This window comes from Streptococcus suis S735, from assembly GCF_000294495.1.
Classification (GTDB): domain Bacteria; phylum Bacillota; class Bacilli; order Lactobacillales; family Streptococcaceae; genus Streptococcus; species Streptococcus suis.
The window spans coordinates 1,162,124-1,188,142 of the sequence record NC_018526.1 but is presented as its reverse complement, the minus strand read 5'-3'; the positions used below and the strand labels follow the sequence as shown (position 1 = coordinate 1,188,142).

Here is a 26,019-nt window from a genome sequence, read left to right as displayed (position 1 = left end):
TGGAGAAAACAATGAAATTAACCCTACACGAAGTCGCTCAGGTCTTGGGCGCAAAAAATGATATTAGTCTTTATACCGATACTGCATTCAACAAGGTCGAGTTCGATAGTCGACTCGTCACAACTGGCGACCTCTTTGTTCCCCTTAAAGGTGCGCGTGACGGTCATGACTTTATTCCTGTGGCTTTTGAAAATGGCTGCGTAGTAACCCTGTCTGAAGTTAGCCTTGATGTTCCTCACATTCTAGTAGAGGACTGCTTGGCTGCGCTTCAACAATTAGCGGCTTACTACCTAGAGAAAACAGGGGTAGAAGTCATTGCTGTGACAGGATCAAACGGTAAAACGACCACCAAGGACATGATTCACGATGTTCTGGCGACGACTTACAAGACTTATAAGACACAAGGCAACTACAACAACGAAATCGGTCTGCCATACACCGTCCTCCACATGCCTGATGATACAGAAAAACTGGTCTTGGAAATGGGCCAAGACCACTTGGGAGATATTCATCTTCTATCCGAAATTGCCAAACCAAGTCTATCAGTTATTACCCTTTTTGGTGAAGCGCATTTAGAATTTTTCGGCTCACGAGAAGAGATTGCCAAAGGAAAATTACAGATTGCAGATGGAATGGAGCCAGGTAGTAAACTCTTGATCCCAGCAGATCCGATTGCGGATAAGCTCTTGCCGAGCCATGTAGACCTCATTCGCTTCGGTGAGCAGGCTGATTTGCAGGTGACCAGTCTGGTCGAGTCAAAAGATAGCCTGACCTTCACCGTCAATTTTATGGACGGCGACATTTTCCTCCCAGTAACGGGTAAGTACAATGCCACCAATGCCATGGTAGCAAGCTACGTAGGTAAGACCTTGGGTGTGCCTGATGAGGCAATCAAGTCAGCCCTAGCCAGTCTAAACTTGACCCGAAACCGCACCGAGTGGAAGAAGGCAGCAAACGGAGCAGATATTCTCAGCGATGTCTACAACGCCAACCCAACGGCCATGCGATTGATTTTGGAAACTTTCACTAGCATTTCTGCAAACGAAGGCGGCAAGAAAATCGCCGTTTTAGCAGATATGAAAGAACTGGGGAGCCAGTCCGTCGATCTCCACAATCAGATGATTTTGAGCCTGTCGCCTGATGTGCTAGACACCGTCATTTTCTACGGTCAGGATATTGAAGGTCTGGCCCAGTTGGCTAGTCAGATGTTCCCGATTGGAAAAGTCTATTTCTTTAGGAAAAATGCAGAGCAGGATCAATTTGAAGATCTGGTTAAACAGGTTAGGGAAAGTCTAGGAAAAGAGGACCAAATCCTCTTTAAAGGCTCTAATTCCATGAATCTTGGGAAAGTAGTGGAAGCAATAGAAAAGTAGAGAGGAGAGACCTCTCTTTTTTAGCAAGTCTTGTCAAAACATCGAAAAGTTGATATACTAACTTTTGAGGAAAGAGAGGATTTTAATAAGATGAGTGATTTTTTTAGCAATCAGATTTCTGAAGCACCGAACCTGAACGTATTGGAACATCTGTTTCTCATGATTATTTGGTTTTTCATGCTCCATCTTTGTTTTCGTTGTTATCAAAAAAGATGGTTTCATATTGTTTTTTGGTGGCTTCAATTTATACAGATTGTCTCCCTTTATACTTGGTATATCGTAGCTGATTCTCCTCTTTCAGAGAGTCTTCCTTTTTATCATTGTCGCTTGGCCATGCTCTTTATTCTTTGGGCGAAGCCCGGACCTTTGAAACGTTATTTTGCCTATCTCGGTCTTTTTGGATCGCTTGCGGCCTTTATTCATCCAGTATTTGACCCATTTGCATTTCCACATCTGACCTTCTTTACTTTTGTTATTGGTCACTACGCCTTGACGGTTAATTGTATGTTGTACCTGTTATCTGATTTAGAAGGGGAGATGTTGAAGGGAAAAGAGGTAGTGAAATATACGCTTATTATGAATATGCTGATTCTAGGAGTAGCTCTTTTAACTGGTGGAAATTATGGATTTTTGAGACAGGCACCTTTAGTGAATACTAATAATCTTCCTTTGAATTTCTTCTTGGTAACCTGCCTACTCTGTTTCTCTATTTTGAGTATACAAGCTATGCTGATTGCCTATTTGAAAAAAGAAAGCAAACAAATGAATTCGCATATATTGAAAAAATAAGACTTGAAATTAGTTTTTCAAGTCTTATTTTTAGTTTTTAAATGCGCCTTGTTTGTAGCTAATCCAGAAAAAGACAGGGATAAAAATGAGCATTAATCCAGAATAGATTGGCAATGTGTGACTGTTTAGGGGGTGGATTTCAATCAGACCATGTAGGAAATGGGAGCTGATGAAGAAACCGAAAACGGAATAAATAATAAGAGCCAGTCGAGCTTTTGTCAGTGGCAAACAGGCACGAATGACAGCCAGTAGACCTGTTGAACCAAGAACATAATAAGAAAGGGTTTGCATGTCATGCAAGTTTAAGTATCCAAATACTTGCATTAAATGGAAAATAAGGACACTGAGAACAACCATGAGAGCATTTGGTAGGGCTAAGAGAAGAGATTTTCTGAGAAAATGTTTTTCTACAGGGCGGATATTTCGTTCAAAAGTTAGGATAAAAGGAGGAAAACCTTCGACAAATTGACCAATGAGGGTCATTTGTACTTGAATAAATGGGAAAACTAACAAATATTCTGCTTTACCTAGGGCAATACTAGCGATACAGATAAGGCCAAGTAAGAAAGAGTAGATTGTTTTGATAAGAAAGATGGGAGCAATGTGGGAGATGTTATTAACAACGCGTCGTCCCTCAAAGAGAATCTCAGGAATATCGCGAAATTTAGAATCTAGGAGGACTAGATTAGCGATTTGTCTGGTAGCGGGATCGCCTTCTGCCATAACAATGGAACAATCAGCTTCGCGTAGTGCAAGAATATCATTGACCCCATCACCGGTCATTGCAGTAGTATGTCCCTGTGCTTTGAGGGTTTGGATGAGCAATTTTTTCTGATGTGGGGATACGCGACCGAAAATGGCGGTTGTTTCAGCTCTGGCAATTAGTTCTTCGTCGTCAACTTTGGAACAATCGATATAGCTATCGTAGTCAGCAAATCCAGCTTCCCTGGCAATGTGTGAGACTGTCACAGGATTGTCACCAGAGATTATTTTTAGTGTCACTTCTTGCGAGCGAAGATAGGCCAGTGTTTCTGCGGCGTCTTCTCGGATTGGGTCGGCAATTTCTAATAGAGCTAGAGGTTCAATATTCTCAGGTAGCTGATTTTGAGAAGAAAGAAGGGACTGTTGGCTAAGCGCAAGAATCAGGACACGGGAACCACGAGCCTGTGCCTCAGAAACAGAAGGAGGATTTTGTGTTAGTAACATTTCTGGTGCCCCTAGAAAAATGTGACCAATGTTTTCTATTGTCATTGCCCCCCATTTTCTATCACTAGAAAATGGGATGATGTGACTAGCTTTATAGTGGTGCTCTAAATCACCATATTCTTTTCGAATGGCCTGAGCTGTTGAATTAGTATCCTCACTTGTCTGGATATAGGTAGCGAGTATCTGTTGGATAGTGTCAAGTGAATAATGGTTGGTTAAGGGGAGCAGGTTTTCGACGGTCATTTTCCCCTGAGTAATCGTTCCGGTCTTATCCAAACAAAGAACATCAACTCGGGCAAGTGTTTCGACGGAATACATTTCTTGTACGAGGACATTTTTCATTCCCAGTTTGATAACGGCAGTTAAGAGAGAAGTGATGGTCAGCAGAGCAATTCCCTTTGGTAACATACCTAGTAGGGCAGTAGAGCTGGTAATAACTGAGTCTTTTAAGGGAAGAATTTTGATGAAAAAGGCTTCTAGAAAAAGAGCAAGTCCGAATGGAATGATAATTTTTCCTGTAAATTTAGCAATTTTATCCATATTGTAAAGAATACGAGAGACGATAGGTTTGTGAGTTTTCGCCTCAAGCATGAGCTTATTGGCATAGTTTTCTGCGCCAACATGGATGACTTTTGCATAAATCTGTCCGCTAACTAGATAGCTACCAGACAATAATTCAGCCCCAGTATTTTTCACAATCAAGTCGCTTTCACCGGTTAACATGGCCTCGTTTGTCTCGGCTATACCTTCTAAAACAATAGCATCACTAGGAACTTGTTCGCCAGCAGACAGCAAGAGAACATCATCTAAGACAATATCTTCTGGTGCAATAGATATTGTCTCGCTATCGCGAACAACTCGGATAAAATCCTTGTTCATCAGGTTGAGTTTGTCAATCATTCGTCGTGCTCGCCATTCTGTCAGCATTCCTGAAACAGCGTTGAGGACAATAACTCCGAAGAAGAAAAGGTTGGACCATGCCTGAACAGCTAGTAAGGCTAAGAAAATGGCAAAATTTAGTGCGTTAAAAGATGTAAACACATTTCGTCTGAAGATTTCCCAATTACTGGCACTGGTCTTTGTCTTAAAATGATTGGTTTGCTGGTTTTGAATACGTTCTTGTACTTCCTTGGTTGATAAACCTTTTATTTGTTTGTTCATTATTTTATCTTTCTTTTTCTAGTATATAGAATACATCTCATACTTATTGTAACATATTTATAATACAATAGTATAGGTCTGTAGACCTATTCTTCAATAGTTTGAAAAATTCCCTTATTTCCGATATAATAAGAGAGTTGTCTAGTAAAGAATAAGGATGAATCCAATGTAAATCGAATAGGATAAGAGCTCAGCTCTGCTATGAATCAAAATACAAAAAATGAAAAGGAAACATTATGTCACTACAAGAAGAAATCAAGAAACGCCGCACCTTTGCGATTATCTCTCACCCGGACGCGGGTAAAACCACCATTACCGAGCAGTTGCTCTACTTTGGGGGTGAGATTCGTGAAGCAGGTACGGTCAAGGGGAAAAAGACTGGTAACTTTGCCAAATCTGACTGGATGGATATTGAGAAGCAACGTGGTATCTCTGTTACCTCATCTGTCATGCAGTTTGACTATGCAGGCAAGCGGGTCAATATCCTAGATACACCAGGGCACGAGGACTTCTCAGAAGACACTTATCGGACCTTGATGGCGGTGGATGCGGCTGTCATGGTGGTGGACTCTGCCAAGGGTATCGAGGCCCAGACCAAAAAGCTCTTTGAGGTTGTTAAGCACCGCAACATTCCTGTTTTCACTTTTATCAACAAGTTGGACCGTGACGGTCGTGAGCCACTTGATTTGTTGCAGGAGTTGGAAGAAGTCTTGGGCATTGCCAGCTATCCAATGAACTGGCCGATTGGTATGGGGAAATCCTTCGAGGGACTCTATGACCTCCATAACAAACGTTTAGAACTCTATCGAGGTGATGAGCGTTTTGCAAGCTTGGACGAGGGTGACAAGCTCTTTGGTTCTAACCCCTTTTATGCACAAGTTCTGGATGATATTGAACTTCTGGCGGAAGCTGGGAATGAATTTTCAGAACAGGCGATTTTGGACGGCGATTTGACACCTGTTTTCTTCGGCTCAGCCCTGACAAACTTTGGTGTGCAGACCTTCCTTGACACCTTCTTGGAATTTGCTCCAGAGCCACATGGTCACAAGACAACGACAGGGGATGTCATTGACCCGCTCAATAAAGATTTTTCAGGCTTTGTCTTCAAAATCCAAGCCAACATGGACCCTCGTCACCGCGACCGTATCGCCTTTGTCCGTGTGGTTTCGGGCGAATTTGAACGCGGTATGGCGGTTAACCTGCCTCGTACAGGTAAGGGAGCCAAGTTGTCCAACGTGACGCAGTTCATGGCCGAGTCCCGTGAGAATGTGGAAAATGCAGTAGCGGGTGACATTATCGGGGTTTACGATACAGGGACTTATCAGGTAGGAGATACCTTGACCGTAGGCAAGAACAAGTTTGAATTCGAGCCGCTACCGACCTTCACCCCTGAAATTTTCATGAAAGTTTCTGCCAAAAATGTCATGAAACAAAAATCCTTCCACAAGGGAATTGAGCAACTGGTGCAAGAAGGAGCTATCCAGCTCTACAAGAACTACCAGACAGGCGAGTATATGCTGGGTGCCGTTGGTCAGCTCCAGTTTGAAGTTTTCAAACACCGCATGGAAGGCGAGTACAATGCCGAAGTAGTCATGGCTCCAATGGGTAAAAAGACAGTCCGCTGGATCAAGCCAGAAGACCTGGATGAACGCATGTCATCAAGTCGTAACATTCTAGCTAAAGACCGCTTTGACCAACCAGTTTTCCTTTTTGAAAACGACTTCGCCCTCCGCTGGTTCGCGGACAAGTATCCGGATGTGGAGTTGGAAGAGAAGATGTAGCGGAAAGACAGAAATCAGTAATCAACAAAGTTGATTTGATTTCGTCGTCTTTCCCTCGCAAGGGCGGCGTCCAAAGAACTCGAGCAATGCGAAGAGTGATTTGTTGTGACGCCTACTGCGTCGAGGTTCAGTGAACTTTTTCTAGTGGTAGATGAGAGCTGATGGTAATCAGCTTACCTTGATAAAGATAACTATAAAAGGATATGATAGAATACATGAAGCTGGGCAAGACATCTATGATGTCTTGCCCAGCTTCATTTTTAGGCTCTTTGTCAACTGTAGTGGGTAGATGAAAAGCTAACACCTAGAGAGGACGAACTTCGTTCTCTCTTTCTTTATGTTCAAAGCAATCAAAATGCGTTTTTTAAAGTTCTCAAAGTTCCTGAAACCAAAGGCATTTCTCTTAATGACTTTGATGAGATTATTAGTAGCTTCCAGTTTGGCGTTGGAATAAGGCAATTCTAGGGCATTCAAAACCTTGTCTTTATCCTTTAGAAATGTCTTAAATACCGTCTGGAAAATAGGATTAACAGTGGCTATTTCCAGTTCGACGATGTCAAAGAAATGGTCTGAGTTCTTCTCTTGGAAATGGAATAAGAGCAATTGATAGAGTTCATAGTGCTGTCGTAGTTCCTCGGAGAAAGACAGGAGTTTTTCCAGTATTTCCTTGTTAGTCAAATGCATTCGAAACATAGGGGGATAAAATCGTTTATCGCTGAGTTTACGACTATCCTGTTGAATCAATTTCCAGTAGCGTTTCAAGGCTCGGTATTCCTGCGAGGTTCTGTCGAATTGATTCATAATTTGAATACGAACACGGTTCATAGCACGGCCAAGGTGTTGCACAATATGAAAGCGGTCGAGTACGATTTTTGCATTCGGAAAAAGCTGTTTAGCAAGTTGATAATAGGGACTAAACATATCCATGGTAATCACTTTGACCTGATTTCTAACCTTTCTAGGATAGCGTAGAAAGTGGTTTCGGATGGTTGCTTGAGTTCTTCCGTCGAGAATGGCGATGACGTTTAGGGAGTCGAAATCTTGAGCGATGAAGCTCATTTTCCCCTTCTTGAAGGCATACTCGTCCCAACTCATCACTTCAGGTAGGGTATTCCAATCCGTTTCAAACTTGAACTCATTGAGCTTTCTCATAACTGATGATGTTGAGATAGATAGCCTGTGTGCAATATGTGTCATTGCTTGATTTTCGATGAGTAATTGAGCGATCTTCTGACTAACAGCGACGGAGATTTGATGGTTTTTCTTAACAAGAGGAGTTTCAGCGCCCGCCATTTTCCCACATTCTTTACACTTGAAACGACGCTTTTTAAGGCGGATAAGGAGTGGATAACCAGCAGTTTCTAGGTAAGGGATTTTTGATGCTTTCTGGTAGTCGTACTTAGCCATTTGTCCCTTGCATTCTGGACATTTAGGAGCCATGTAATCCAAGTAACCGTGGAGTTCTAAGTGAGTTCCCATATCATATTCATCAGTGATAGTGATATTTTTGTCTTTAATTCTGAGAAAATTTGTGATAAGATTTAGTTGTTCCATATGAGTCTTTCTAATGTGAGTGTGGTTGCTTTTCATTATAGGTCATATGGGACTTTTTTTCTATACTCAAAAAGGCTCCATAATCTCCACGGTGGTTTTACCCACTACAGAAATTATAGAACCCATTTTTAAAAGGTGTAATCTTTCAGAATTTCAATAGACTCAATTTTTACATCTGTTTTAGGTTTATCGCTATTGTCTGTTTCGACTGAAGCGATTTTATCCACGATGTCCATCCCTTCAATGACTTGACCAAATACGGTATGCTTGCCATCTAAGTTTGGATTGCCTCCGTTTTTATAAGCGTCAATGATTTTACCAGGATAGCTAGAACTAGAGAGTTGGCTAGACATGTCTGTTGTATTTTGATTGATGAAAAACTGACTTCCATTTGTTCCCGCGCCAGCGTTTGCCATAGAAAGTGAGCCACGAATGTTATAGAGGAAAGCTGAAATCTCGTCTTTAAAACCATTTCCAGCATCGATAGTAGTATCTTTTCCGGCCCAGATAGACTCTCCACCAGTACCATTTCCAAGAGGATCGCCACCTTGAATCATGAAATCCTTAATGACACGATGGAAGATCGTTCCATTATAGTATCCTTCCTTCGCATGAGTCAGAAAGTTTTCCACAGTTAGTGGTGCTTGCTCGGGGAAGAGTTTTATAGTGATGTCGCCTTCGGTTGTTTTTATTTTAATAGCAGCCTCATTTTCACCAATTTCATTGGAAAGTTGGGGGAATGTAGCTTTGGGATTGTTAATGGCGTATGCCAAATCTTTGGCATATTGGCTAGAAGCAGTTGTATCAGCTGTCGTAGTCGAGCTTGGACTAGAACTAGATGCTGTAGAAGATGAGCTATTAGCTGTCGAGTTGTTTGTGCAGGCAGTTAGCAAGATGCTCGAAGCTAGAGCAAGAACTAGTATTTTTTTCATTGAAAATCCTTTCTTGTCTTGTTCAAAATTATGCTCATTCTACCATGAAATATGGATTTTTTCAATTTTTATCTAGTATAAAAAGCGTATCTAAAACAATAATATGATATACTATATTTAAAGATGTAAAAGGAGAATAATGATGTTTGAGAACTTGTTTGACCCAGATGGAAGCCTAGTATGGCATACGGCCCTTTTCTACAGTTTTTCCGCAATCATATTAGCGACAGTTTGTTTCCATATCATTAAAAATTTTATGGAATGGCACCACAACAATCGGGCGCCCAAAGAATCTTGCAAGGCTAAGCTTGTCTCTAAACGAACCCATGTTTTTGGTAACGAAGTAGCACGAACCAATTATTATGTAACGTTTGAATGGGAGGGAAAACGGCAGGAATTTCGCCTTCGTTCAGATGAATATGCCCTTTTAGCAGAGAGAGATGTAGGCACCCTGCATTTTCAGGGGACTCGTTTCCTAGGTTTTGAACGGCTCTAAGAGTCGTTTTTCTTTGGAGAATATCCCTATCTAGTGTATAATGGTTTGAACACATGTTCGTACAACGCAAAAGAGGTATTTAAGATGATTCAATCAATCGGACAAGTTATGTTATATGTGAATGATATTGAGGCTTCAGCTCAATTTTGGAAAGAGAAAATGGGATTTGAACGTGTAGAAAAACAAGTGCAAGGCCCCCAAACTTCTTACATTATTGCACCTAAATCAGATAGTGAGGTACAATTTGTACTTCATGATAAGGCGGAGGTTGCTGAGATGGAGCCAGAATTAAACTTAGGTACACCATCAATCTTAATGACATCAGTAGATGTAGCCAAAACTTACGAAGAACTTGTTGAACGTGGTGTCACAACGAATCCAGTCATGGACCTTGGTTTCATGAAGGTAATTAGCTTTGCAGACAATGATGGAAATTATTACGCAATTCGTGAGGTAAAGTAAATGTCACTCCAGAATCGTGTTGAAGAAATGTATAAAGACCACGAGGTCAAACCCTATATTTCCCCCGAGCGTGACTTGGCAGCCTGGCTGTTGGAGGCCAAGCCCGTTCCCAAACGCAATATGGTTCGTCTGGAAGAAGGTATTTTGCCAGGAGATATTATTTTGCTATGGCGGATTAGCCTGGGTTCTTTTGAATCGACGACGCCCTACTCCAAGTACTTTGAGTACATGTATGGTATCAATGGTCCTGCTCACATGGAGCAGTTGATCGCAGACGGTTATGCCTATGTGGAATCGGCCTTTGATTCCCTAGACCACATCACTTCTACTGCCAAGAAAAATATCCTCAAAGCAGAGGGTGTGACAGGCCTATCCAAGATGAAGGCGGCAGACCTCGACACTGCCCTCAAGGACAACTTGACGGAAGAAAAGTTAGCTCCATACTTTACCGTCCGAGGTTATGCCCTGACGGAAAAAGGCAGAGCTGCACTCGATAATCACCCAGAAGTGCTTGCAAAACACCCAATGAAGAAGATGTACAAATAAAATAGAAAAGATTTTTAAACGGCACTCAAAAGTTAGAATCATTCTAGCTTTTTGGGTGTTTTTATTTGCTAACAAGTCAATTTTTCTTGACAGAAAACGCTATCAATGATATTCTAGTGTAAATTATTGAAACGTTTCAAAAGAAAGGGGTAAACCATGGAAGAACAAAAATCAATTACTATGAAAGATGTAGCTCGAGTTGCAGGGGTCAGTGTTGGGACAGTTTCAAGAGTTATCAACAATGAGCCAGGTATTAAGGAAAGTACGCTTGAAAAAGTCAATGCTGCCATTAAGGAATTGAATTACATTCCAGATGTTTATGCTCGTGGCATGAAGAAGAACAAAACCGAAACTATCGCCTTGATTATTCCGACAGTTTGGCATCCTTTTTTTGGAGAATTTGCCTATCATGTTGAAGTGGAACTGAGTAAGAAAAATTACAAGTTGCTCCTTTGCAATATTTCTGGTCCAAAAAGGGAGTTGGATTATCTGACTATGCTGCAACAAAATAAGGTGGACGGCATTATTGCTATCACCTACAGTCCAATCGAGGATTACTTATCTTCTAACATTCCATTCGTCAGTATCGACCGCACCTATGAAAATAAGGCTATCCCTTGTGTCAGTTCGGACAACCGAGCTGGTGCGGAACTGGCAGCGAATACCTTGATAGCAAAAGGAGGTCGCCATTTTGCCTTTATCGGTGGGCACAATAAAACAATCAATGAAACCAAGAAGCGTAGATTGTATTTTGAAAAGAGGATTTTAGAGGCAGGTTTTCCTTGTCATGTCTTGGACTTGGAAGAGCCATATGATGACTTTGTCGGTCAAGTCGAAGAGTTTCTGATTAACAATCCACAGGTTGATGCTATTTTCACCATCAATGATTTTACGGCCCTAGACACACTTGCTGTTTTGGAAAAACTGAGACGACGGGTTCCAGAAGATGTGCAGGTGATTGGCTATGATGGTATTCAGTTGGCAAGTGAAAAATCTTTAGCCCTTTCGACCATTCGTCAACCTTTGGAGTCTATGGCCCAAGAAGCCGTTGCCTGTCTAATTGATATTATTGAGAAAAGAGAGCGCCCCCTACAAGTCACTCTACCGATTTCCTATCTTGAAGGAAAAACTACAAAAAATTTTTAAAAAAGCAGTTGACAGAAAACGGTTACAATTGTAAAATAAAACCATCAATAAACAGTTGGTTTTATTTTCACAAGAAAAATGAAACGTTTCAAAAAGGAGTTCTTATGAAAACATCAAAACTGCAACAAGCTAGTCTATTCGATAGAATCAAGCAACAGAAACTCTTGTTACTGATGTTACTACCAGGCTTGGTCTTGACTTTCATCTTCCGTTACATTCCCATGTACGGAGTGCTGATTGCCTTTAAAGACTATAATCCTTTAAAAGGGGTGCTTGGTAGTGAGTGGATTGGGTTTGAAGAGTTTACCAAGTTTCTCTCGTCTCCAAATTTCGGCACCTTACTTGCCAACACCTTGAAATTGAGTGTCTACGGTCTGCTCTTAGGATTTCTTCTACCAATTATTTTGGCCATCATGCTCAATCAACTATTGAGCGATAAGGCTAAAAAACGGATTCAGTTGGTGCTCTACGCTCCAAACTTTATCTCAGTCGTTGTCATCGTCGGTATGATTTTCCTCTTCTTCTCAGTAGGAGGACCGGTTAATTCCATCCTAGGTATGTTTGGCATTGAAGCCAACTTCCTGACAGACCCAGACTTCTTCAGACCCCTCTACATCCTCAGTGGTATTTGGCAGGGAATGGGCTGGGCATCGACTCTTTACACGGCTACCTTGATCAATGTTGATCCAGCCTTGATTGAAGCGGCTAAGCTAGACGGTGCAAATATTTTCCAACGAATCTGGCATATTGACTTACCAGCACTAAAACCAGTTATGGTCATTCAGTTTATCTTAGCAGCTGGGGGCATCATGAACGTTGGTTACGAAAAAGCCTTTCTGATGCAGACTTCCCTCAACCTGACCAGTTCTGAAATCATTTCAACCTATGTCTATAAAATCGGTTTGGTGTCAGGGGACTACTCTTATTCAACAGCGGTTGGCTTATTTAACGCACTTATCAATATTATTCTGCTGATTGCAGTCAATAAGATTGTCAAACGCATCAACGACGGACAAGGCTTATAGGAGGTTCGTATGAATACACAAATGTACACAAAATTTGACAAGCGAATGCTGGTTGTCAATAAAATCTTGCTGGCATTTCTTGTTCTCATAACAGTTGTGCCTATGGTCTATATCTTAGTAGCGTCCTTCATGGATCCACAGGCCTTACTTAGCAAGGGAATTAGCTTTGATCCAAAGGACTGGACAGTAGAAGGTTATCAACGGGTATTTTCAGACAAGTCTATCCTACGCGGATTTTTCAACTCCCTCTTTTATTCCTTCTCCTTTGCCTTCGTGACCGTGGCTATTTCAGTCATGACTGCCTATCCACTCTCTAAAAAAGATTTGGTCGGGAAAAAATGGATCAATGCCTTCCTTGTCTTCACTATGTTCTTCGGTGGTGGACTTGTTCCGACCTATCTCTTGGTTAAAGATTTGGGAATGTTGAATACTGTCTGGGCCATTATTATTCCTGGTGCAGTCAATGTGTGGAATATCATCTTGGCACGGACCTATTTCCAAGGCTTGCCAGATGAGTTGGTAGAAGCGGCCGTAATGGACGGTGCTAATGAATTTCAGATTTTCTGGAAAATCATGATTCCACTAGCTAAGCCAATTATGTTTGTGCTCTTCCTCTATGCCTTTGTCGGTCAATGGAATTCTTACTTTGATGCCATGATTTACATCAAGGACCCAGACTTGGAGCCACTCCAACTAGTACTTCGTAAAATCCTCATTCAAAGCGAGCCTGCTAAGGACATGATTGGTGCCCAGGCTGCCATGAATGAAATGAAACGAATCGCAGAAATGATTAAGTATGCGACCATTGTCATCTCTAGCTTGCCACTCATTGTCATGTATCCATTCTTCCAGAAATACTTTGACAAGGGGATTATGGCTGGTTCACTAAAAGGTTAAAATTGTTCAAAATTTTTATAGAAAACAAAACAGGAGGTTGTTTCTGATGAAACACACATTTGGAAAAACAGTTGTTACACTTCTTGCAAGTACCGTTTTATTGGCTGCTTGTGGCTCAAAAAATACTGCTTCAAGCCCTGATTATGAATTGAAAGATGTTCAATTCCCTTTGGAAAAATCCGTTACACTTAAGTTTATGACAGCTAGTTCACCTCTAGCTCCAGCCGATTCAAATGAAAAATTAATTTTCAAGCGTTTAGAGGAAGAAACTGGCGTTCATATTGATTGGACAAACTACCAGTCTGATTTTGGTGAAAAGCGGAACTTGGACATCGCTTCAGGTGATTTGCCAGACGCCATCCATAATGACGGGGCTTCTGATGTGGAATTGATGAACTGGGCTAAACAAGGTGTTATTGTACCAGTTGAAGACTTGATTGATAAGCATATGCCAAACCTCAAGAAAATTCTTGATGAAAATCCAGAGTACCGTTCCATGATTACAGCACCAGACGGTCATATCTACTCATTCCCATGGATTGAAGAATTAGGAGAGGGCAAGGAGTCTATCCATACCGTTAATGACATTGCTTGGATTAACAAGGAATGGTTGGACAAACTTGGACTTGATATGCCAAAAACAACAGATGACTTGATTAAGGTTCTCGAAGCCTTTAAAACACAGGATCCAAATGGAAACGGTAAGGCTGATGAAATTCCGATGGGCTTCATTAATGGTGGAGGTAACGAGGACTTTAAAATTCTATTTGGTGCCTTTGGTGTAGGCGATAACGATGACCACTTAGTTGTCAACAATGACGGTACCGTTGACTTTACAGCAGACAACGAAGACTACAAAGAAGGTGTTGAGTTCATGCGTACCCTTCAAGAAAAAGGTCTTCTAGATTCGGAAGCGTTTGAACAAGATTGGAATACTTACATTGCCAAAGGTAGTGAAAATCTATACGGTGTTTACTTCACTTGGGATAAAGCTAACATTACAGGTATGAACGATACTTATGACATCTTGCCAGTCTTGGCAGGTCCTGATGGAACCAAGCACATCACACGTACAAACGGTATGGGCTTCCAACGCGACCGCATGGTTATCACCTCAGCTAACAAAAACTTGGAATTGACTGCTAAATGGATTGATGCCCAATACAAACCAATCCAGTCTGTTCAAAACAACTGGGGTACCTATGGTGATGAAACCCAACAAAATATTTTTGAACTCGACACAGCAACCAATAGTTTGAAACACCTACCATTGGAGGGTACCGCACCGGGTGAACTTCGTCAGAAGACAGAAGTTGGTGGACCGTTGGCTATTCTTGATGAATACTACGGAACCGTAACAACCATGCCAGACGATGCTAAATGGCGTTTGGACTTGATGCACGCAACCTATCTTGACTATGTAACAAACGATGATATTTACCCTCGCGTCTTCATGGAACAAGAAGATTTGGATAAGATTGCCCAAGTTGAAGCAGATATGAACGACTTCATCTACCGTAAACGTGCAGAATGGATTGTAAACGGCGGTATCGAAGAAGAATGGGATAGCTATTTGAAAGAATTGGAAAGCTATGGTCTTTCTGACTGGTTAGCTATCAAGCAAAAATACTATGATCAGTATAAAGAAAATCAGTAATCAAAAGGAGGCTGCCTGTGAAAACAGTAGTAGAAGCCAATCAATTTATTCAGAAAGAAAAAGGAAACGTTAATCCGATTTTCAAACCACAAGCCCATTTAACACCGGAAACAGGCTGGATGAACGACCCCAATGGATTTATCTACTTCCGTGGAGAATACCATTTGTTCTACCAATTCAACCCTTACGAGAGTGTTTGGGGACCGATGCACTGGGGGCATGCGAAAAGTAAGGACTTGGTCAACTGGGAACAACTTCCAGTTGACCTAGCTCCTGATAAAGCTTACGATAAAGACGGCTGTTTCTCGGGCTCTGCCATTGTCAAAGATGATGTCCTCTGGCTCATGTACACAGGTCACATCGTCAATGAAGACGGGACAGTTAGTCAAGTTCAGAACATGGCCTTCTCGACTGACGGTATTCACTTTGAAAAAATCGAGCAGAATCCAGTCGCAACAGCAGATGGACTGCCAGAAGAAGTGATTGCCAATGACTTCCGCGATCCGAAGATTTTTGAGAAAGATGGTCACTACTACTCTGTTGTCGCAACCAAGCACAAGGACAATGTCGGCTGTATCGTCTTACTCAGCTCTCCCAACCTGACGGATTGGAAATTTGAGTCTATCTTCTTGAAAGGTGAGGCCAACCAAGGCTTTGTCTGGGAATGTCCTGACTACTTTGAAGTGGACGGTCAAGAGTACCTGATTATCTCTCCAATGCGTTACCAAAAAGACGGGAATGACTTTATCAATATCAACTCCAATATCTTTGTGACGGGTCATGTGGACTGGGACAAGAAAGTCTTTGTGGCAGAATCCTTCAAGGAAATCGACCATGGGCATGATTTCTATGCAGCTCAAACGACTGAAGGTCCAGAAGGGGAACGTGTCATGATTGCCTGGATGCATACATGGGGACGTCCGCTTGTAACCAATGACCTAGGCCATAAGTGGTATGGTCAAATGACCCTGCCTCGTCTACTTAAGCAAGGTGAGAATGGACTCAGGCAGGTCTTGCCAGCAGGTATCTTGAACAGCTTTGACGACATTGAAATCGGTCAAGTTATTCAAGGACCAAGTAAGCTCTCCCTCAAACTGGACGACAGTCTAGACTTGAAACTGGGTACTGACCGAGACTATCTTCAATTTGGCTATGATAAAGCCAAACAAGAAGTCTATATTGATCGTAGTCACCTCAAAATCCAGCAAGTTGGTGAGGAGGAATGGTCAACTGTTCGTCGAGCGGTCACGGTTCAAGCGACAGAGCTAGAGGTCTTGGTTGACACCAACTGTTTGGAAATCTTTATTAACGATGGTCAAGAAACCTTGACATCAACCTTCTACGTAGAAGGTCAGATTATTCTAAACGCTCTATAATATTATTTGCCCTCTTAAATTATTCTTTCACTCCAAGAGAAACCCTGTATTTGCAGGGTTTTTTCTATCATGAAAATTCTTCCCGATTATGATAAAATAAAGAGATTGAGAAAGTTGAGGTATCTATGAGAAAGACAAGTAAAAAAGGAAAGGCTACGAGGCGACCAACCAAGGCAGAATTAGCACAGCAAGAACGTGTTAAAAATATCACCCTTCGAGTATTGGGGCTTTTATTCATTGCCTTTGCAGCCAGTCGCCTAGGTGTGTTTGGAGTGACCAGCTACAATATTTTCCGGCTATTATTTGGTAGTCTGGCCTATCTATTATTGGTGGGTGCATTTATCTACCTTCTTATTCCCAAAGTCTTACGCGAAAGAGAAGGGACCATATCGGGCTTCTGGCTGATTGTTATCGGGTTATTGATTGAATTTCAGGCTTACTTAGACTGGACCTATCAAGGGAGTGACTTATTCGGTCATACTCTAAAATTGGCCTTGTCAGACCTAGCTAAGTTTCAGGTAACAGCATTTCTAGGCGGAGGGATGATTGGAAGTATCTTCTATCTGCCAGTCTCCTTCCTCTTTGCAAATGTCGGTTCCTTCTTCATCGGTCTTCTAGTGATAGCATTTGGTATCTTTTTTGTAAGCCCATGGTCTGTTTATGATGTTGCCGATGGCTTGGCGGTTGCCAAAGATAAGTTGGTGGAGACGCAGGTAAAAAGAGCAGAGCTTCGAACACAGAAAAAAGCAGAACGAGAAGAAAAACGTCAGCAAGAATTAGCTCGTCTAGAAGAGGAACGCCTTCGTCTAGAGGAAGAGGAAGAGTCAGCTCGGGCTTTGGCACTGGTAGATAGACATGTCAATTTAGAAACGGGTGAAATCCTCGAAGAAGAGCCTGTTCAAGTACCGATTATTTCAGAATATGACCACTTAGACATAGAAGATGAATTTCCTATTATGTTGGCAGAAGATGACCAACCAGCACAATCAAACTCGGCAAGCCAGGATTCTGAAACAAATGAGTTTGAGAAGGACGAGACAGATGTGCAGATTGATTTCAAGCCTAAGCAGAGACTAGCATATAAACTTCCGTCCATAGACTTATTTGCTCCTATAAAAGCTAAGAGTCAGTCCAATGAAAAACGAATTGTTCGTCAGAATATTAAAGTTTTAGAAGACACCTTTGCCAGTTTTGGAATCAAGGTAGTAGTTGAGCGAGCTGAGATTGGACCATCGGTAACCAAGTATGAAGTCAAACCAGCAGTCGGTGTTCGTGTCAATCGGATTTCTAACCTAGCTGATGATTTGGCTCTAGCCCTTGCGGCTAAAGATGTCCGTATTGAAGCTCCTATCCCAGGAAAATCACTGGTCGGTATTGAAGTTCCAAACTCCGAAGTGGCTACAGTACCTTTCCGTGAGCTCTGGGAACAATCTAAAACAGACCCAGACAAACTTCTGGAAATTCCTCTCGGTAAGGCTGTCAATGGTTCCGTCCGTTCCTTTAACCTAGCACGTATGCCCCATCTATTGGTGGCTGGTTCAACTGGTTCAGGGAAGTCTGTTGCTGTCAACGGTATCATCTCTTCAATTCTCATGAAAGCTGGTCCAGATCAAGTTAAGTTCATGATGATTGACCCCAAAATGGTCGAATTATCGGTCTATAATGATATTCCCCACCTATTGATTCCCGTTGTGACCAACCCACGCAAGGCTGCTCGAGCTCTTCAAAAAGTAGTGGATGAAATGGAGAAACGCTATGAGTTGTTTAGCCAAATTGGTGTCCGAAACTTAGAAGGTTATAATGCGAAGGTCGAAGAATTTAATAGCCGTTCAGAAGAAAAACAGATTCCACTTCCTCTAATTGTGGTAATCGTAGATGAGTTGGCAGACTTGATGATGGTAGCCAGCAAGGAAGTGGAAGATGCCATTATTCGCTTGGGACAGAAGGCTCGTGCAGCAGGTATCCACATGATTCTTGCTACCCAGCGACCATCTGTTGATGTTATTTCAGGTTTGATTAAAGCCAATGTACCATCTCGTATCGCCTTTGCCGTATCAAGCGGTACAGACAGTCGGACGATTCTAGATGAAAATGGTGCTGAAAAACTCTTGGGCCGCGGTGACATGCTCTTTAAACCGATTGATGAAAACCATCCAGTCCGCTTGCAAGGTTCCTTTATATCCGATGATGATGTAGAAGCAATAGTTGGCTTTATCAAGGATCAGGCAGATGCAGATTATGATGAATCCTTTGATCCAGGTGAAGTGGCAGAAGGTGATGGCGATGCAGGTTTTGGTGATGCTGGAGGAGATCCACTTTTCAACGAAGCACGTGCCTTGGTAGTTGAGACACAAAAAGCCAGCGCCTCTATGATTCAACGACGCTTGTCTGTTGGTTTTAACAGGGCAACACGCCTCATGGAAGAGCTAGAAGCAGCGGGTGTCATTGGTCCAGCTGAAGGAACAAAACCTAGAAAGGTATTGGAAACACAATAATGAAATTTGATGCAGTTCATCATATTGCAATTATCGGTAGTGACTATGGCAAAACAAGAGAATTTTATGTTGAGAAACTAGGCTTTGAACAGGTGGATGAACATATCCGACCAGAAAAAAATGATATTCTCTTCAATGTCAAAAAAGGCAATCTGATCTTGGAAATTTTCATCAAACCAGATGCGCCAATGCGTCCGGCCATGCCCAATCCTGAACATACAGGCCTACGCCATCTAGCCTTCCAGGTTGCAGATGTGGAAGCTTGTCTGGAAGAGTTTGACCGTTTGGACATCCGACATGAAGTCCTGCGAACAGATGATTTTGATGGTAAAAAAATGGCCTTCTTCTTTGATCCAGATGGCCTCCCTCTAGAAATTCATGAATAAGTCCATCTTTTCATGCCCAGAGAGGCCTATCAATATGACAACTAATTAATACTCTTAGAAAATCAAAATCATACGCTGTTGACTTGATTTGATGAAGGTCAGTTCTATCTATAGTCATTTGAATTAACTTTGATACATCGTCACTTTCGGCTTGCCGTACTCTGCAGAAGTGACTTGCTTTGAAAGTTATATCTCCAACCTAGCACAGCCACTAGGCTGTGCTAGCAACCTGCACCTCAGTTCCTTGTCTGAAAGCTAATTCATTCGACTATACATCTACGTCGCCTTGTCTGATTTAGTATAAAAAGAATCCCCACTGCGCCTGCAATGGGGATTTATTATGCCATCTATGAAAGGATGGATGATTTTAGGATTTTAAAGTGAAGACCGCAATAACCAAAGCTAGATACATCAAAAAAGTCAAGATAAAACTAGCTCGCCAGAAAACCTTGAAGAAACGTCGATATAAAAAATTCTTTTTCTTTAAAAGGAAGAAACCGCAAAGACCAATCGCTAGTAGTGAGAGGGCTAGGACAAGCTGAGGCAGTAGACTGTTATAGTAGGCCTTGTCCGAAATCAGATAAAATTCAATTGCATAGAGAGGAAAGGCAATGTCTGCAAAGTTCCATCCTCGGTTTTGCAACCTAAAAAACTTGACAGCAATTATCGAAATGGCCAAGGTTAGAAAGATGAATAGAAAGGCTACTATTTTTAAAAATATAATCGATTCAAACATACATTCATTCTATAAAAAATGTGAAAAAAAGTAAACCTAAAGCTTGCATTTCTTTGAAATTCGTGTATAATGAAAAGGTATGTGTAAAACACATATTTGTGGGAGGTAAAAATCTTTAATTACCGCCAAAACCACAATAGGAGGATTTTATATCATGGCTAAAAAAGTCGAAAAACTCGTAAAACTTCAAATTCCTGCAGGTAAAGCTACTCCAGCTCCACCAGTCGGACCAGCACTTGGTCAAGCAGGTATCAACATCATGGGATTCACAAAAGAGTTTAACGCTCGTACAGCTGACCAAGCTGGTATGATCATCCCAGTAGTTATCTCTGTGTATGAAGATAAATCATTCACTTTCATCACTAAAACACCACCAGCTGCTGTTCTTTTGAAAAAAGCTGCAGGTGTTGAAAAAGGTTCAGGTACACCAAACAAAACTAAAGTTGCAACAGTTACTCGTGCACAAGTACAAGAAATTGCTGAAACTAAAATGCCTGACTTGAACGCTGCATCTCTTGAAGCTGCAATGCGTATGATCGAAGGTACTGCTCGTTCTATGGGATTCACTGTTACTGACTAAGTAGCACCCAAGATTATCTGATTACAAGGAGACATATAACATGGCTAAAAAAAGTAAAAACTTGCGTGCTGCTCTTGAAAAAATCGACAGCACAAAACTTTACAGCGTAGAAGAAGCTGTTGCTCTTGCAAAAGAAACTAACTTCGCTAAATTTGATGCGTCAGTTGAAGTTGCTTACAACTTGAACATCGACGTACGTAAAGCAGACCAACAAATCCGTGGTGCAATGGTATTGCCAAACGGTACTGGTAAAACTTCACGCGTTCTTGTTTTCGCACGTGGTGCTAAAGCAGAAGAAGCAAAAGCTGCTGGTGCAGACTTTGTTGGTGAAGATGACCTCGTTGCTAAAATCAACGGTGGTTGGTTGGACTTCGACGTTGTTATCGCAACTCCAGATATGATGGCTGTTGTTGGACGTCTTGGTCGTGTACTTGGTCCACGTAACTTGATGCCAAACCCTAAAACTGGTACAGTAACAATGGATGTTGCTAAAGCAGTTGAAGAGTCTAAAGGTGGTAAAATCACTTACCGTGCTGACAAAGCAGGTATCGTACAAGCTCTTATCGGTAAAGTATCATTTGACGCTGACAAACTCGTTGAAAACTTCAAAGCTTTCCACGATGTAATGGCTAAAGCTAAACCAGCTACAGCTAAAGGTACTTACATGACTTCAGTATCTATTACAACAACACAAGGTGTTGGTATCAAAGTTGATCCTAACTCACTTTAATCAATAGAAAGATTGTCTTAGGGCAATCTTTTTTTCTTGAGATTTTCTTGACAAGCACTTGATTTCGATTTATACTATATTCAATTTACATAAAAGGAGTTATCCGATGAAAGTAGCAGAGAAAGAAGAGCTTTATAAATACCTTTCTGCAGCCTACAACCTTCCGCAGGAAGCATTTTCAGAAGCCCTGCGTGAAAAAATATTGGAGGTGGCAGGTCAGCTGGACAAGGAGGAAAATCTCTATATACTGGCAGGACACTTAAGTCGCTTTATCAATGCAGAGTTAACAGCTCTGACTTGCCGAGCGCCTAAGGAATTGGTGCAACTAGCCCATTACCTTCAAGAGGTTCAAAACCATTATCGCTATGCTAGTCTTTTTCCAGGAAAGGTAAAATAGGAGAAAACATGACAGAATATACAAAACCACTCGTTTGGAAGTGGGAAGATGAAAATGACAACCGATCTGGCAACCGTCCAACAGCAGGCAGTCGCTTTGAGCAAGACCTACCAAGGGGAGAGAAGTCTTTCCAAGTCTATTCATTAGGAACGCCGAATGGCATTAAGGTTGCTATTATGTTGGAGGAGTTGAAAGAGTTAGGTATTTCGGAAGCTGATTATGACCTATTTCTCATCAATATCGGTCAAGGAGACCAATTTGGCTCCGATTTTGTTGCCATCAACCCCAACTCCAAAATACCAGCTATGGTAGATTATTCCGAGCAAGAACCGATTTCGGTCTTTGAATCAGCCAATATTCTCCTCTACTTGGCAGAAAAGTTTGAGGCCTTCCTGCCAAAAGCTTGGGCAGAGCGGACAGAGGTTCTTAATTGGCTCTTCTGGCAAACTGGCGCCGCTCCATTTGTTGGTGGAGGATTTGGACATTTCTTCCATTACGCTCCGACAGCGCAAGAATATCCGATTAATCGCTATACAATGGAAACTAAGCGTCAGCTAGATCTCTTGGATCAGCTATTGGCGACAAGAGAATATATAGCTGGAAATACCTATACCATCGCAGATATTGCTATTTGGTCTTGGTATGGTCGCTTGGTGCAAGGAGAACTATATCCAGGTTCGGCAGAATTTTTAGATGTTGATTCTTACAAGCATCTAAAGACCTGGGTAGATAAAATAGCTCAGCTCCCAGCTGTACAACGAGGGTTGACAGTGAAATATCATTCAATTGATAATTAATTGACTTGCCCACCTTATGGGTGGGTTTTTCTTTTACTTTGGTATGATAAAAGTTTATAATGAAAGAGTTAGACTTTGTGAAAATCCAAAAATAGAAATTAATAATTGAGTTTTTCCTGTCTTATATTTACATAGAAAGTAATAGAAAAATGTCCGAAAAAGTTGAAATGCAGCAGTCCAAAGAACAGGCGACAATGGCCAGAGGCTTGGCTTGGTTGACTGCTGGAAATATTCTTAGTCGCCTGCTTGGTGTTGCTTATGTTATTCCCTGGTATATTTGGTTAGGGGAATATCGAGCTGAAGCCAATGCCCTCTTTAGTATGGGGTATCAAATCTATGCCAACTTCTTATTGATTTCAACAGCTGGTCTTCCGACAGCTATTGCTAAACAAGTAGCTAAATACAATGTCTTGGGTAAAGAAGAGGTGTCGCTTTACTTGGTCAGAGAATTCTTCAAGCTCATGTTGGTCTTTGGGGCTGTCTTTGCAGGGGTCATGTATCTAAGTGCTCCGTGGTTGGCAGACGCATCGGGGTCGAAAGAAAAGTTACTTCCAGTCATGTATAGTCTAGTCCCGCCTCTCTTTATCTTCCCAGCCATGAGTATCTTGCGTGGTTTTTTCCAAGGTCGGCACGATATGAAGCCCTATGCGATCAGCCAGCTTGCAGAGCAACTGGTACGGGTTATCTGGATACTGGCAGCAACATTTATGATTATGAAGTTGGGTAGCGGTGACTATCTTGAAGCGGTTGTCCAATCTACCTTTGCAGCTTTTGTCGGGATGATTGCTAGTGTTGGGATTTTAGTTTATACTTTATGGAAGCAAGGTTACCTTGGTAAGTTGCTTCATGCTAAGAAACAAAAGATTTCTTTGGATACAGGTCAACTTATTAAGGAAACTGTTCGAGATGCGATTCCAATTATCATTTTAGGTCTAACGATTCAATTATTGCAGTTTATTGACCAAGTCACGTTTATTCGTGTTATGGAAAGAATTACGGATTACAGTAATTCGGAACTTTTGGAACTTTATTCATATATGGCTGCCAATCCAAGTAAGATTACGATGATGATTATCGGGATTTCACTTAGTTTGGGAAGTGTTGCTATTCCATTGATTACAGAGAAATTTGTCAAGAAAGATTTGAAGGCGGCGTCTCATTTAGTGGCGGATAATCTACAATTACTCTTTATATTCACTATACCGGCAATTGTTGGAACAGTCCTGTTAGCTGGGCCACTTTATACGATTTTTTACGGACCGTCAGAGCCTATCGCCATTACTCTATTTATTTGGAACTTATTTTTAATTTTACCTCTGGGACTATATTCTGTCATTAGTGTGGTCATTCAAGCGATATTTGAAAATAGAAGAGCCATTTATTATTTCTTGATTGGGATGCTAGTGAAAATCGTTTTACAAGTACCAATGATCTATGTCTTTAAGGTATATGGTAGCTTTATCTCAACGATATTTGGGTTGGGAATTATGCTGTACCTCTTCTATAGGCGAATTGACAAGGTTCTGCATATTGATGAAAGACTAGTGATAAAAGATATTGCGACCATTAGTTGGATTTCTATCGTAATGGGACTCGTTGTATGGGGGATTGAATTTGTCTTGAATCTTATCCTTCCAGCAAATGGCTATGTATCTAGCTTTATCCACTTGGCTGTTGCAGGTGGAGCAGGTATGCTTGTCTTTGTCATCTTGACATTGAAGACTCGTCAGCTAGATCGTTTAATTGGAAGTCGGGCTCAGAGTTTACGGAGGAAATTGCGCCTAGGCTAGTTTGTTTTAAAGATCTCTATTTTCTACTATTGAAAAGCTGGGAAAAAGAGGCGTTTTAGAATGTGAGAAGGAAAGTTCGTTGAGGATTTTCCTTTTTTCTTGGAGATTTCAGTATAAAAAAAACGGTTTTTGTGGTAGAATAGTAGGGATAAAAAAGAGGAGAGAGATGATGAAACCTAAATACGAACGTATTCTAATCAAACTATCTGGTGAAGCCTTGGCTGGTGAACGTGGTGTCGGTATTGACCTTAAAACTGTTCAGGAAATGGCAAAGGAAATTCAGGAAGTCGCAGAATCAGGTATTCAGATTGCCCTTGTTATTGGTGGTGGTAACCTTTGGCGTGGAGAGCCTGCTGCTGAAGCGGGTATGGATCGAGTTCAAGCAGACTATACAGGCATGTTGGGGACTGTTATGAATGCTCTTGTAATGGCTGATTCCCTTAAACAGCTTGGTGTGGATACACGTGTGCAGACAGCGATTGCGATGCAGTCAGTTGCAGAGCCTTATATTCGTGGTCGTGCTCTTCGTCATCTTGAAAAAGGTCGCATTGTTATTTTTGGAGCTGGTATTGGTTCTCCGTACTTCTCAACGGATACGACAGCGGCTCTTCGTGCTGCAGAAATTGAAGCGGATGCGATTTTGATGGCTAAAAATGGTGTGGATGGCGTCTACAATGCTGATCCGAAGAAAGATGCTAATGCAGTTAAATTCAATGAATTGACCCACCGTGAAGTGATTAGTCGTGGTTTGAAAATCATGGATGCGACAGCATCAACTCTCTCAATGGACAATGATATTGATTTGGTCGTGTTCAATATGAATGAACCAGGAAATATTAAACGTGTTGTCTTCGGTGAGCCAATCGGTACTACCGTTTCAAATTCTTCAGAAGAAAAATAAATCATATCGTCATTTAGTTTTTCTTTTATTACTTCGTTAATTCGCCTTGTCTAACTTCGGTTATGCCTGTGGCTCGTTACCTAGTACTAAAAGTAAACTAAAAGACTGTAAAAAAATACAAAGAAGGAAGTCTTATGTCTAAAGAAATTATTGCTAAAGCGCAAGAGCGCATGAACCAATCTCATCAGAGTTTGGCACGTGAATTCAGCCACATTCGTGCTGGCCGTGCCAATGCTAGTTTGTTGGACCGTATTTCAGTTGAGTACTACGGTTCTCCAACGCCATTGAACCAGTTGGCTGGTATTACAGTGCCAGAAGCGCGTGTTCTATTGATTACTCCGTTTGATAAGTCAATCTTGAAGGATATTGAGCGTGCTTTGAACGCTTCAGATCTTGGTTTGACACCGCAATCTGACGGTACTGTTATCCGTTTGGTTATTCCTGCCCTTACAGAGGAAACTCGTAAGAACTTGGCGAAGGATGTGAAAAAAGTCGGTGAAAATTCAAAAGTTGCCATCCGTAATATCCGTCGTGATGCCATGGATGAAGCTAAAAAAGCTGAAAAAGCAAAAGAAATCACAGAAGACGAGTTGAAGACGCTTGAAAAAGATATTCAAAAAGTAACAGATGATGCTATCAAGACAATTGATAAAATGACTGCCGACAAAGAAAAAGAATTGTTGGAAGTTTAATCAACACGTTTTTAGACTACAAAAATAGATCATCACTGGGCTGTCTAACTTCCAGTGGTGAACCAATAAGAAATCTAATGGGGGGAGTTAGACAAGACTTCCCCCACTTTTTAA

24 protein-coding genes are annotated in these 26,019 nt (G+C 41.5%); 20 read left to right on the top strand and 4 right to left on the bottom strand.

What is annotated here, in order from left to right; all coding sequences use genetic code 11:
- Positions 1-11: 11 nt before the first annotated feature.
- Together YYK_RS05870 and YYK_RS05865 are read left to right on the top strand one after the other, a co-directional pair.
- On the top strand, positions 12-1,373 hold the full coding sequence (locus YYK_RS05870; RefSeq protein ID WP_014735630.1) for a UDP-N-acetylmuramoyl-tripeptide--D-alanyl-D-alanine ligase: 1,362 nt from the start codon (positions 12-14) through the stop codon (positions 1,371-1,373).
- A 159-nt stretch (positions 1,374-1,532) separates the two neighbouring features.
- Complete coding sequence (locus YYK_RS05865) at positions 1,533-2,162, top strand: YwaF family protein (RefSeq protein WP_231112255.1); 630 nt, start codon at positions 1,533-1,535, stop codon at positions 2,160-2,162.
- Between the two features lie 30 nt (positions 2,163-2,192).
- On the opposite strand, the gene YYK_RS05860 is transcribed toward YYK_RS05865, so the two are convergent.
- On the bottom strand, positions 2,193-4,529 hold the full coding sequence (locus YYK_RS05860) for a cation-translocating P-type ATPase (RefSeq protein ID WP_014735631.1): 2,337 nt from the start codon (positions 4,527-4,529) through the stop codon (positions 2,193-2,195).
- A 236-nt stretch (positions 4,530-4,765) separates the two neighbouring features.
- Here YYK_RS05860 and YYK_RS05855 point away from each other — a divergent pair, with 236 nt between their 5' ends.
- Positions 4,766-6,310: a peptide chain release factor 3 gene (locus YYK_RS05855; RefSeq protein WP_012028326.1), complete on the top strand. Its 1,545-nt coding sequence runs from the start codon at positions 4,766-4,768 to the stop codon at positions 6,308-6,310.
- A gap of 297 nt (positions 6,311-6,607) precedes the next feature.
- Here YYK_RS05855 and YYK_RS05850 read toward each other — a convergent pair whose 3' ends face one another.
- Together YYK_RS05850 and YYK_RS05845 are read right to left on the bottom strand one after the other, a co-directional pair.
- Positions 6,608-7,864, bottom strand: coding sequence for an ISL3 family transposase (locus YYK_RS05850; protein ID WP_012775212.1), 1,257 nt, complete (start codon positions 7,862-7,864; stop codon positions 6,608-6,610).
- 128 nt (positions 7,865-7,992) lie between these two features.
- Positions 7,993-8,796: a peptidylprolyl isomerase gene (locus tag YYK_RS05845; protein WP_012027287.1), complete on the bottom strand. Its 804-nt coding sequence runs from the start codon at positions 8,794-8,796 to the stop codon at positions 7,993-7,995.
- Between the two features lie 142 nt (positions 8,797-8,938).
- On the opposite strand from YYK_RS05845, the gene YYK_RS05840 reads away from it, so the two are divergent.
- The 10 genes from YYK_RS05840 (at position 8,939) to gloA2 (ending at position 19,282) form a co-directional block, all read left to right on the top strand.
- Positions 8,939-9,292, top strand: coding sequence for a DUF2500 domain-containing protein (locus YYK_RS05840; protein ID WP_012775211.1), 354 nt, complete (start codon positions 8,939-8,941; stop codon positions 9,290-9,292).
- Positions 9,293-9,376: 84 nt separating this feature from the next.
- Entirely contained in the window at positions 9,377-9,754 is a 378-nt protein-coding gene (locus YYK_RS05835; RefSeq protein ID WP_002935876.1) for a glyoxalase/bleomycin resistance/extradiol dioxygenase family protein, read from the top strand.
- Positions 9,755-10,300, top strand: a complete 546-nt coding sequence (locus tag YYK_RS05830; protein ID WP_012028325.1) for a hypothetical protein — start codon at positions 9,755-9,757, stop codon at positions 10,298-10,300.
- A 156-nt stretch (positions 10,301-10,456) separates the two neighbouring features.
- On the top strand, positions 10,457-11,446 hold the full coding sequence (locus YYK_RS05825; protein ID WP_012027284.1) for a LacI family DNA-binding transcriptional regulator: 990 nt from the start codon (positions 10,457-10,459) through the stop codon (positions 11,444-11,446).
- 104 nt (positions 11,447-11,550) lie between these two features.
- The gene (locus YYK_RS05820; protein ID WP_012775210.1) at positions 11,551-12,471 is read left to right on the top strand and encodes an ABC transporter permease; all 921 of its coding nucleotides are present in this window, start codon (positions 11,551-11,553) and stop codon (positions 12,469-12,471) included.
- Between the two features lie 9 nt (positions 12,472-12,480).
- On the top strand, positions 12,481-13,368 hold the full coding sequence (locus YYK_RS05815; RefSeq protein WP_012027282.1) for a carbohydrate ABC transporter permease: 888 nt from the start codon (positions 12,481-12,483) through the stop codon (positions 13,366-13,368).
- A gap of 46 nt (positions 13,369-13,414) precedes the next feature.
- Positions 13,415-15,025 (top strand): ABC transporter substrate-binding protein, encoded by a 1,611-nt coding sequence (locus tag YYK_RS05810; RefSeq protein WP_012775562.1) that lies wholly within the window; start codon positions 13,415-13,417, stop codon positions 15,023-15,025.
- A 17-nt stretch (positions 15,026-15,042) separates the two neighbouring features.
- Entirely contained in the window at positions 15,043-16,401 is a 1,359-nt protein-coding gene (locus YYK_RS05805) for a glycoside hydrolase family 32 protein (protein WP_012028321.1), read from the top strand.
- A 125-nt stretch (positions 16,402-16,526) separates the two neighbouring features.
- Entirely contained in the window at positions 16,527-18,896 is a 2,370-nt protein-coding gene (locus tag YYK_RS05800) for an FtsK/SpoIIIE family DNA translocase (RefSeq protein WP_012027278.1), read from the top strand.
- Positions 18,896-19,282: an SMU1112c/YaeR family gloxylase I-like metalloprotein gene (gene gloA2 / locus YYK_RS05795; RefSeq protein ID WP_012027277.1), complete on the top strand. Its 387-nt coding sequence runs from the start codon at positions 18,896-18,898 to the stop codon at positions 19,280-19,282. Before YYK_RS05800 ends, gloA2 begins: the two co-directional genes overlap by 1 nt.
- A 367-nt stretch (positions 19,283-19,649) precedes the next feature.
- On the opposite strand, the gene YYK_RS05790 is transcribed toward gloA2, so the two are convergent.
- Complete coding sequence (locus YYK_RS05790) at positions 19,650-20,018, bottom strand: DUF3397 domain-containing protein (protein WP_004194874.1); 369 nt, start codon at positions 20,016-20,018, stop codon at positions 19,650-19,652.
- A gap of 154 nt (positions 20,019-20,172) precedes the next feature.
- On the opposite strand from YYK_RS05790, the gene rplK reads away from it, so the two are divergent.
- The 7 genes from rplK to frr all read left to right on the top strand — a co-directional run bounded on the left by rplK (position 20,173) and on the right by frr (position 25,905).
- Positions 20,173-20,598 (top strand): 50S ribosomal protein L11, encoded by a 426-nt coding sequence (rplK, locus tag YYK_RS05785; protein ID WP_002935890.1) that lies wholly within the window; start codon positions 20,173-20,175, stop codon positions 20,596-20,598.
- A 40-nt stretch (positions 20,599-20,638) separates the two neighbouring features.
- Entirely contained in the window at positions 20,639-21,328 is a 690-nt protein-coding gene (rplA, locus tag YYK_RS05780; RefSeq protein ID WP_004194879.1) for a 50S ribosomal protein L1, read from the top strand.
- Positions 21,329-21,434: 106 nt separating this feature from the next.
- A complete protein-coding gene (locus tag YYK_RS05775) occupies positions 21,435-21,725 on the top strand; it encodes a hypothetical protein (protein ID WP_012775208.1) in 291 nt (96 codons plus the stop codon).
- 8 nt (positions 21,726-21,733) lie between these two features.
- Positions 21,734-22,522, top strand: coding sequence for a glutathione-dependent disulfide-bond oxidoreductase (gene yghU / locus YYK_RS05770; RefSeq protein ID WP_012028317.1), 789 nt, complete (start codon positions 21,734-21,736; stop codon positions 22,520-22,522).
- A 149-nt stretch (positions 22,523-22,671) separates the two neighbouring features.
- Complete coding sequence (locus YYK_RS05765; RefSeq protein ID WP_012027272.1) at positions 22,672-24,312, top strand: putative polysaccharide biosynthesis protein; 1,641 nt, start codon at positions 22,672-22,674, stop codon at positions 24,310-24,312.
- Between the two features lie 166 nt (positions 24,313-24,478).
- Positions 24,479-25,213, top strand: coding sequence for a UMP kinase (pyrH, locus tag YYK_RS05760; RefSeq protein ID WP_015445263.1), 735 nt, complete (start codon positions 24,479-24,481; stop codon positions 25,211-25,213).
- Between the two features lie 134 nt (positions 25,214-25,347).
- Positions 25,348-25,905, top strand: coding sequence for a ribosome recycling factor (gene frr, locus YYK_RS05755; protein ID WP_009910199.1), 558 nt, complete (start codon positions 25,348-25,350; stop codon positions 25,903-25,905).
- The last annotated feature ends 114 nt before the right edge of the window (positions 25,906-26,019 follow it).

Coding starts and splice junctions, on each gene's coding strand:
- YYK_RS05870 (WP_014735630.1), top strand. CDS start 12: ATGAAATTAACCCTACACGAAGTCGCTCAGGTCTTGGGCGCAAAAAAT.
- YYK_RS05865 (WP_231112255.1), top strand. CDS start 1,533: ATGATTATTTGGTTTTTCATGCTCCATCTTTGTTTTCGTTGTTATCAA.
- YYK_RS05860 (WP_014735631.1), bottom strand. CDS start 4,529: ATGAACAAACAAATAAAAGGTTTATCAACCAAGGAAGTACAAGAACGT.
- YYK_RS05855 (WP_012028326.1), top strand. CDS start 4,766: ATGTCACTACAAGAAGAAATCAAGAAACGCCGCACCTTTGCGATTATC.
- YYK_RS05850 (WP_012775212.1), bottom strand. CDS start 7,864: ATGGAACAACTAAATCTTATCACAAATTTTCTCAGAATTAAAGACAAA.
- YYK_RS05845 (WP_012027287.1), bottom strand. CDS start 8,796: ATGAAAAAAATACTAGTTCTTGCTCTAGCTTCGAGCATCTTGCTAACT.
- YYK_RS05840 (WP_012775211.1), top strand. CDS start 8,939: ATGTTTGAGAACTTGTTTGACCCAGATGGAAGCCTAGTATGGCATACG.
- YYK_RS05835 (WP_002935876.1), top strand. CDS start 9,377: ATGATTCAATCAATCGGACAAGTTATGTTATATGTGAATGATATTGAG.
- YYK_RS05830 (WP_012028325.1), top strand. CDS start 9,755: ATGTCACTCCAGAATCGTGTTGAAGAAATGTATAAAGACCACGAGGTC.
- YYK_RS05825 (WP_012027284.1), top strand. CDS start 10,457: ATGGAAGAACAAAAATCAATTACTATGAAAGATGTAGCTCGAGTTGCA.
- YYK_RS05820 (WP_012775210.1), top strand. CDS start 11,551: ATGAAAACATCAAAACTGCAACAAGCTAGTCTATTCGATAGAATCAAG.
- YYK_RS05815 (WP_012027282.1), top strand. CDS start 12,481: ATGAATACACAAATGTACACAAAATTTGACAAGCGAATGCTGGTTGTC.
- YYK_RS05810 (WP_012775562.1), top strand. CDS start 13,415: ATGAAACACACATTTGGAAAAACAGTTGTTACACTTCTTGCAAGTACC.
- YYK_RS05800 (WP_012027278.1), top strand. CDS start 16,527: ATGAGAAAGACAAGTAAAAAAGGAAAGGCTACGAGGCGACCAACCAAG.
- gloA2 (WP_012027277.1), top strand. CDS start 18,896: ATGAAATTTGATGCAGTTCATCATATTGCAATTATCGGTAGTGACTAT.
- YYK_RS05790 (WP_004194874.1), bottom strand. CDS start 20,018: ATGTTTGAATCGATTATATTTTTAAAAATAGTAGCCTTTCTATTCATC.
- rplK (WP_002935890.1), top strand. CDS start 20,173: ATGGCTAAAAAAGTCGAAAAACTCGTAAAACTTCAAATTCCTGCAGGT.
- rplA (WP_004194879.1), top strand. CDS start 20,639: ATGGCTAAAAAAAGTAAAAACTTGCGTGCTGCTCTTGAAAAAATCGAC.
- YYK_RS05775 (WP_012775208.1), top strand. CDS start 21,435: ATGAAAGTAGCAGAGAAAGAAGAGCTTTATAAATACCTTTCTGCAGCC.
- yghU (WP_012028317.1), top strand. CDS start 21,734: ATGACAGAATATACAAAACCACTCGTTTGGAAGTGGGAAGATGAAAAT.
- YYK_RS05765 (WP_012027272.1), top strand. CDS start 22,672: ATGTCCGAAAAAGTTGAAATGCAGCAGTCCAAAGAACAGGCGACAATG.
- pyrH (WP_015445263.1), top strand. CDS start 24,479: ATGATGAAACCTAAATACGAACGTATTCTAATCAAACTATCTGGTGAA.
- frr (WP_009910199.1), top strand. CDS start 25,348: ATGTCTAAAGAAATTATTGCTAAAGCGCAAGAGCGCATGAACCAATCT.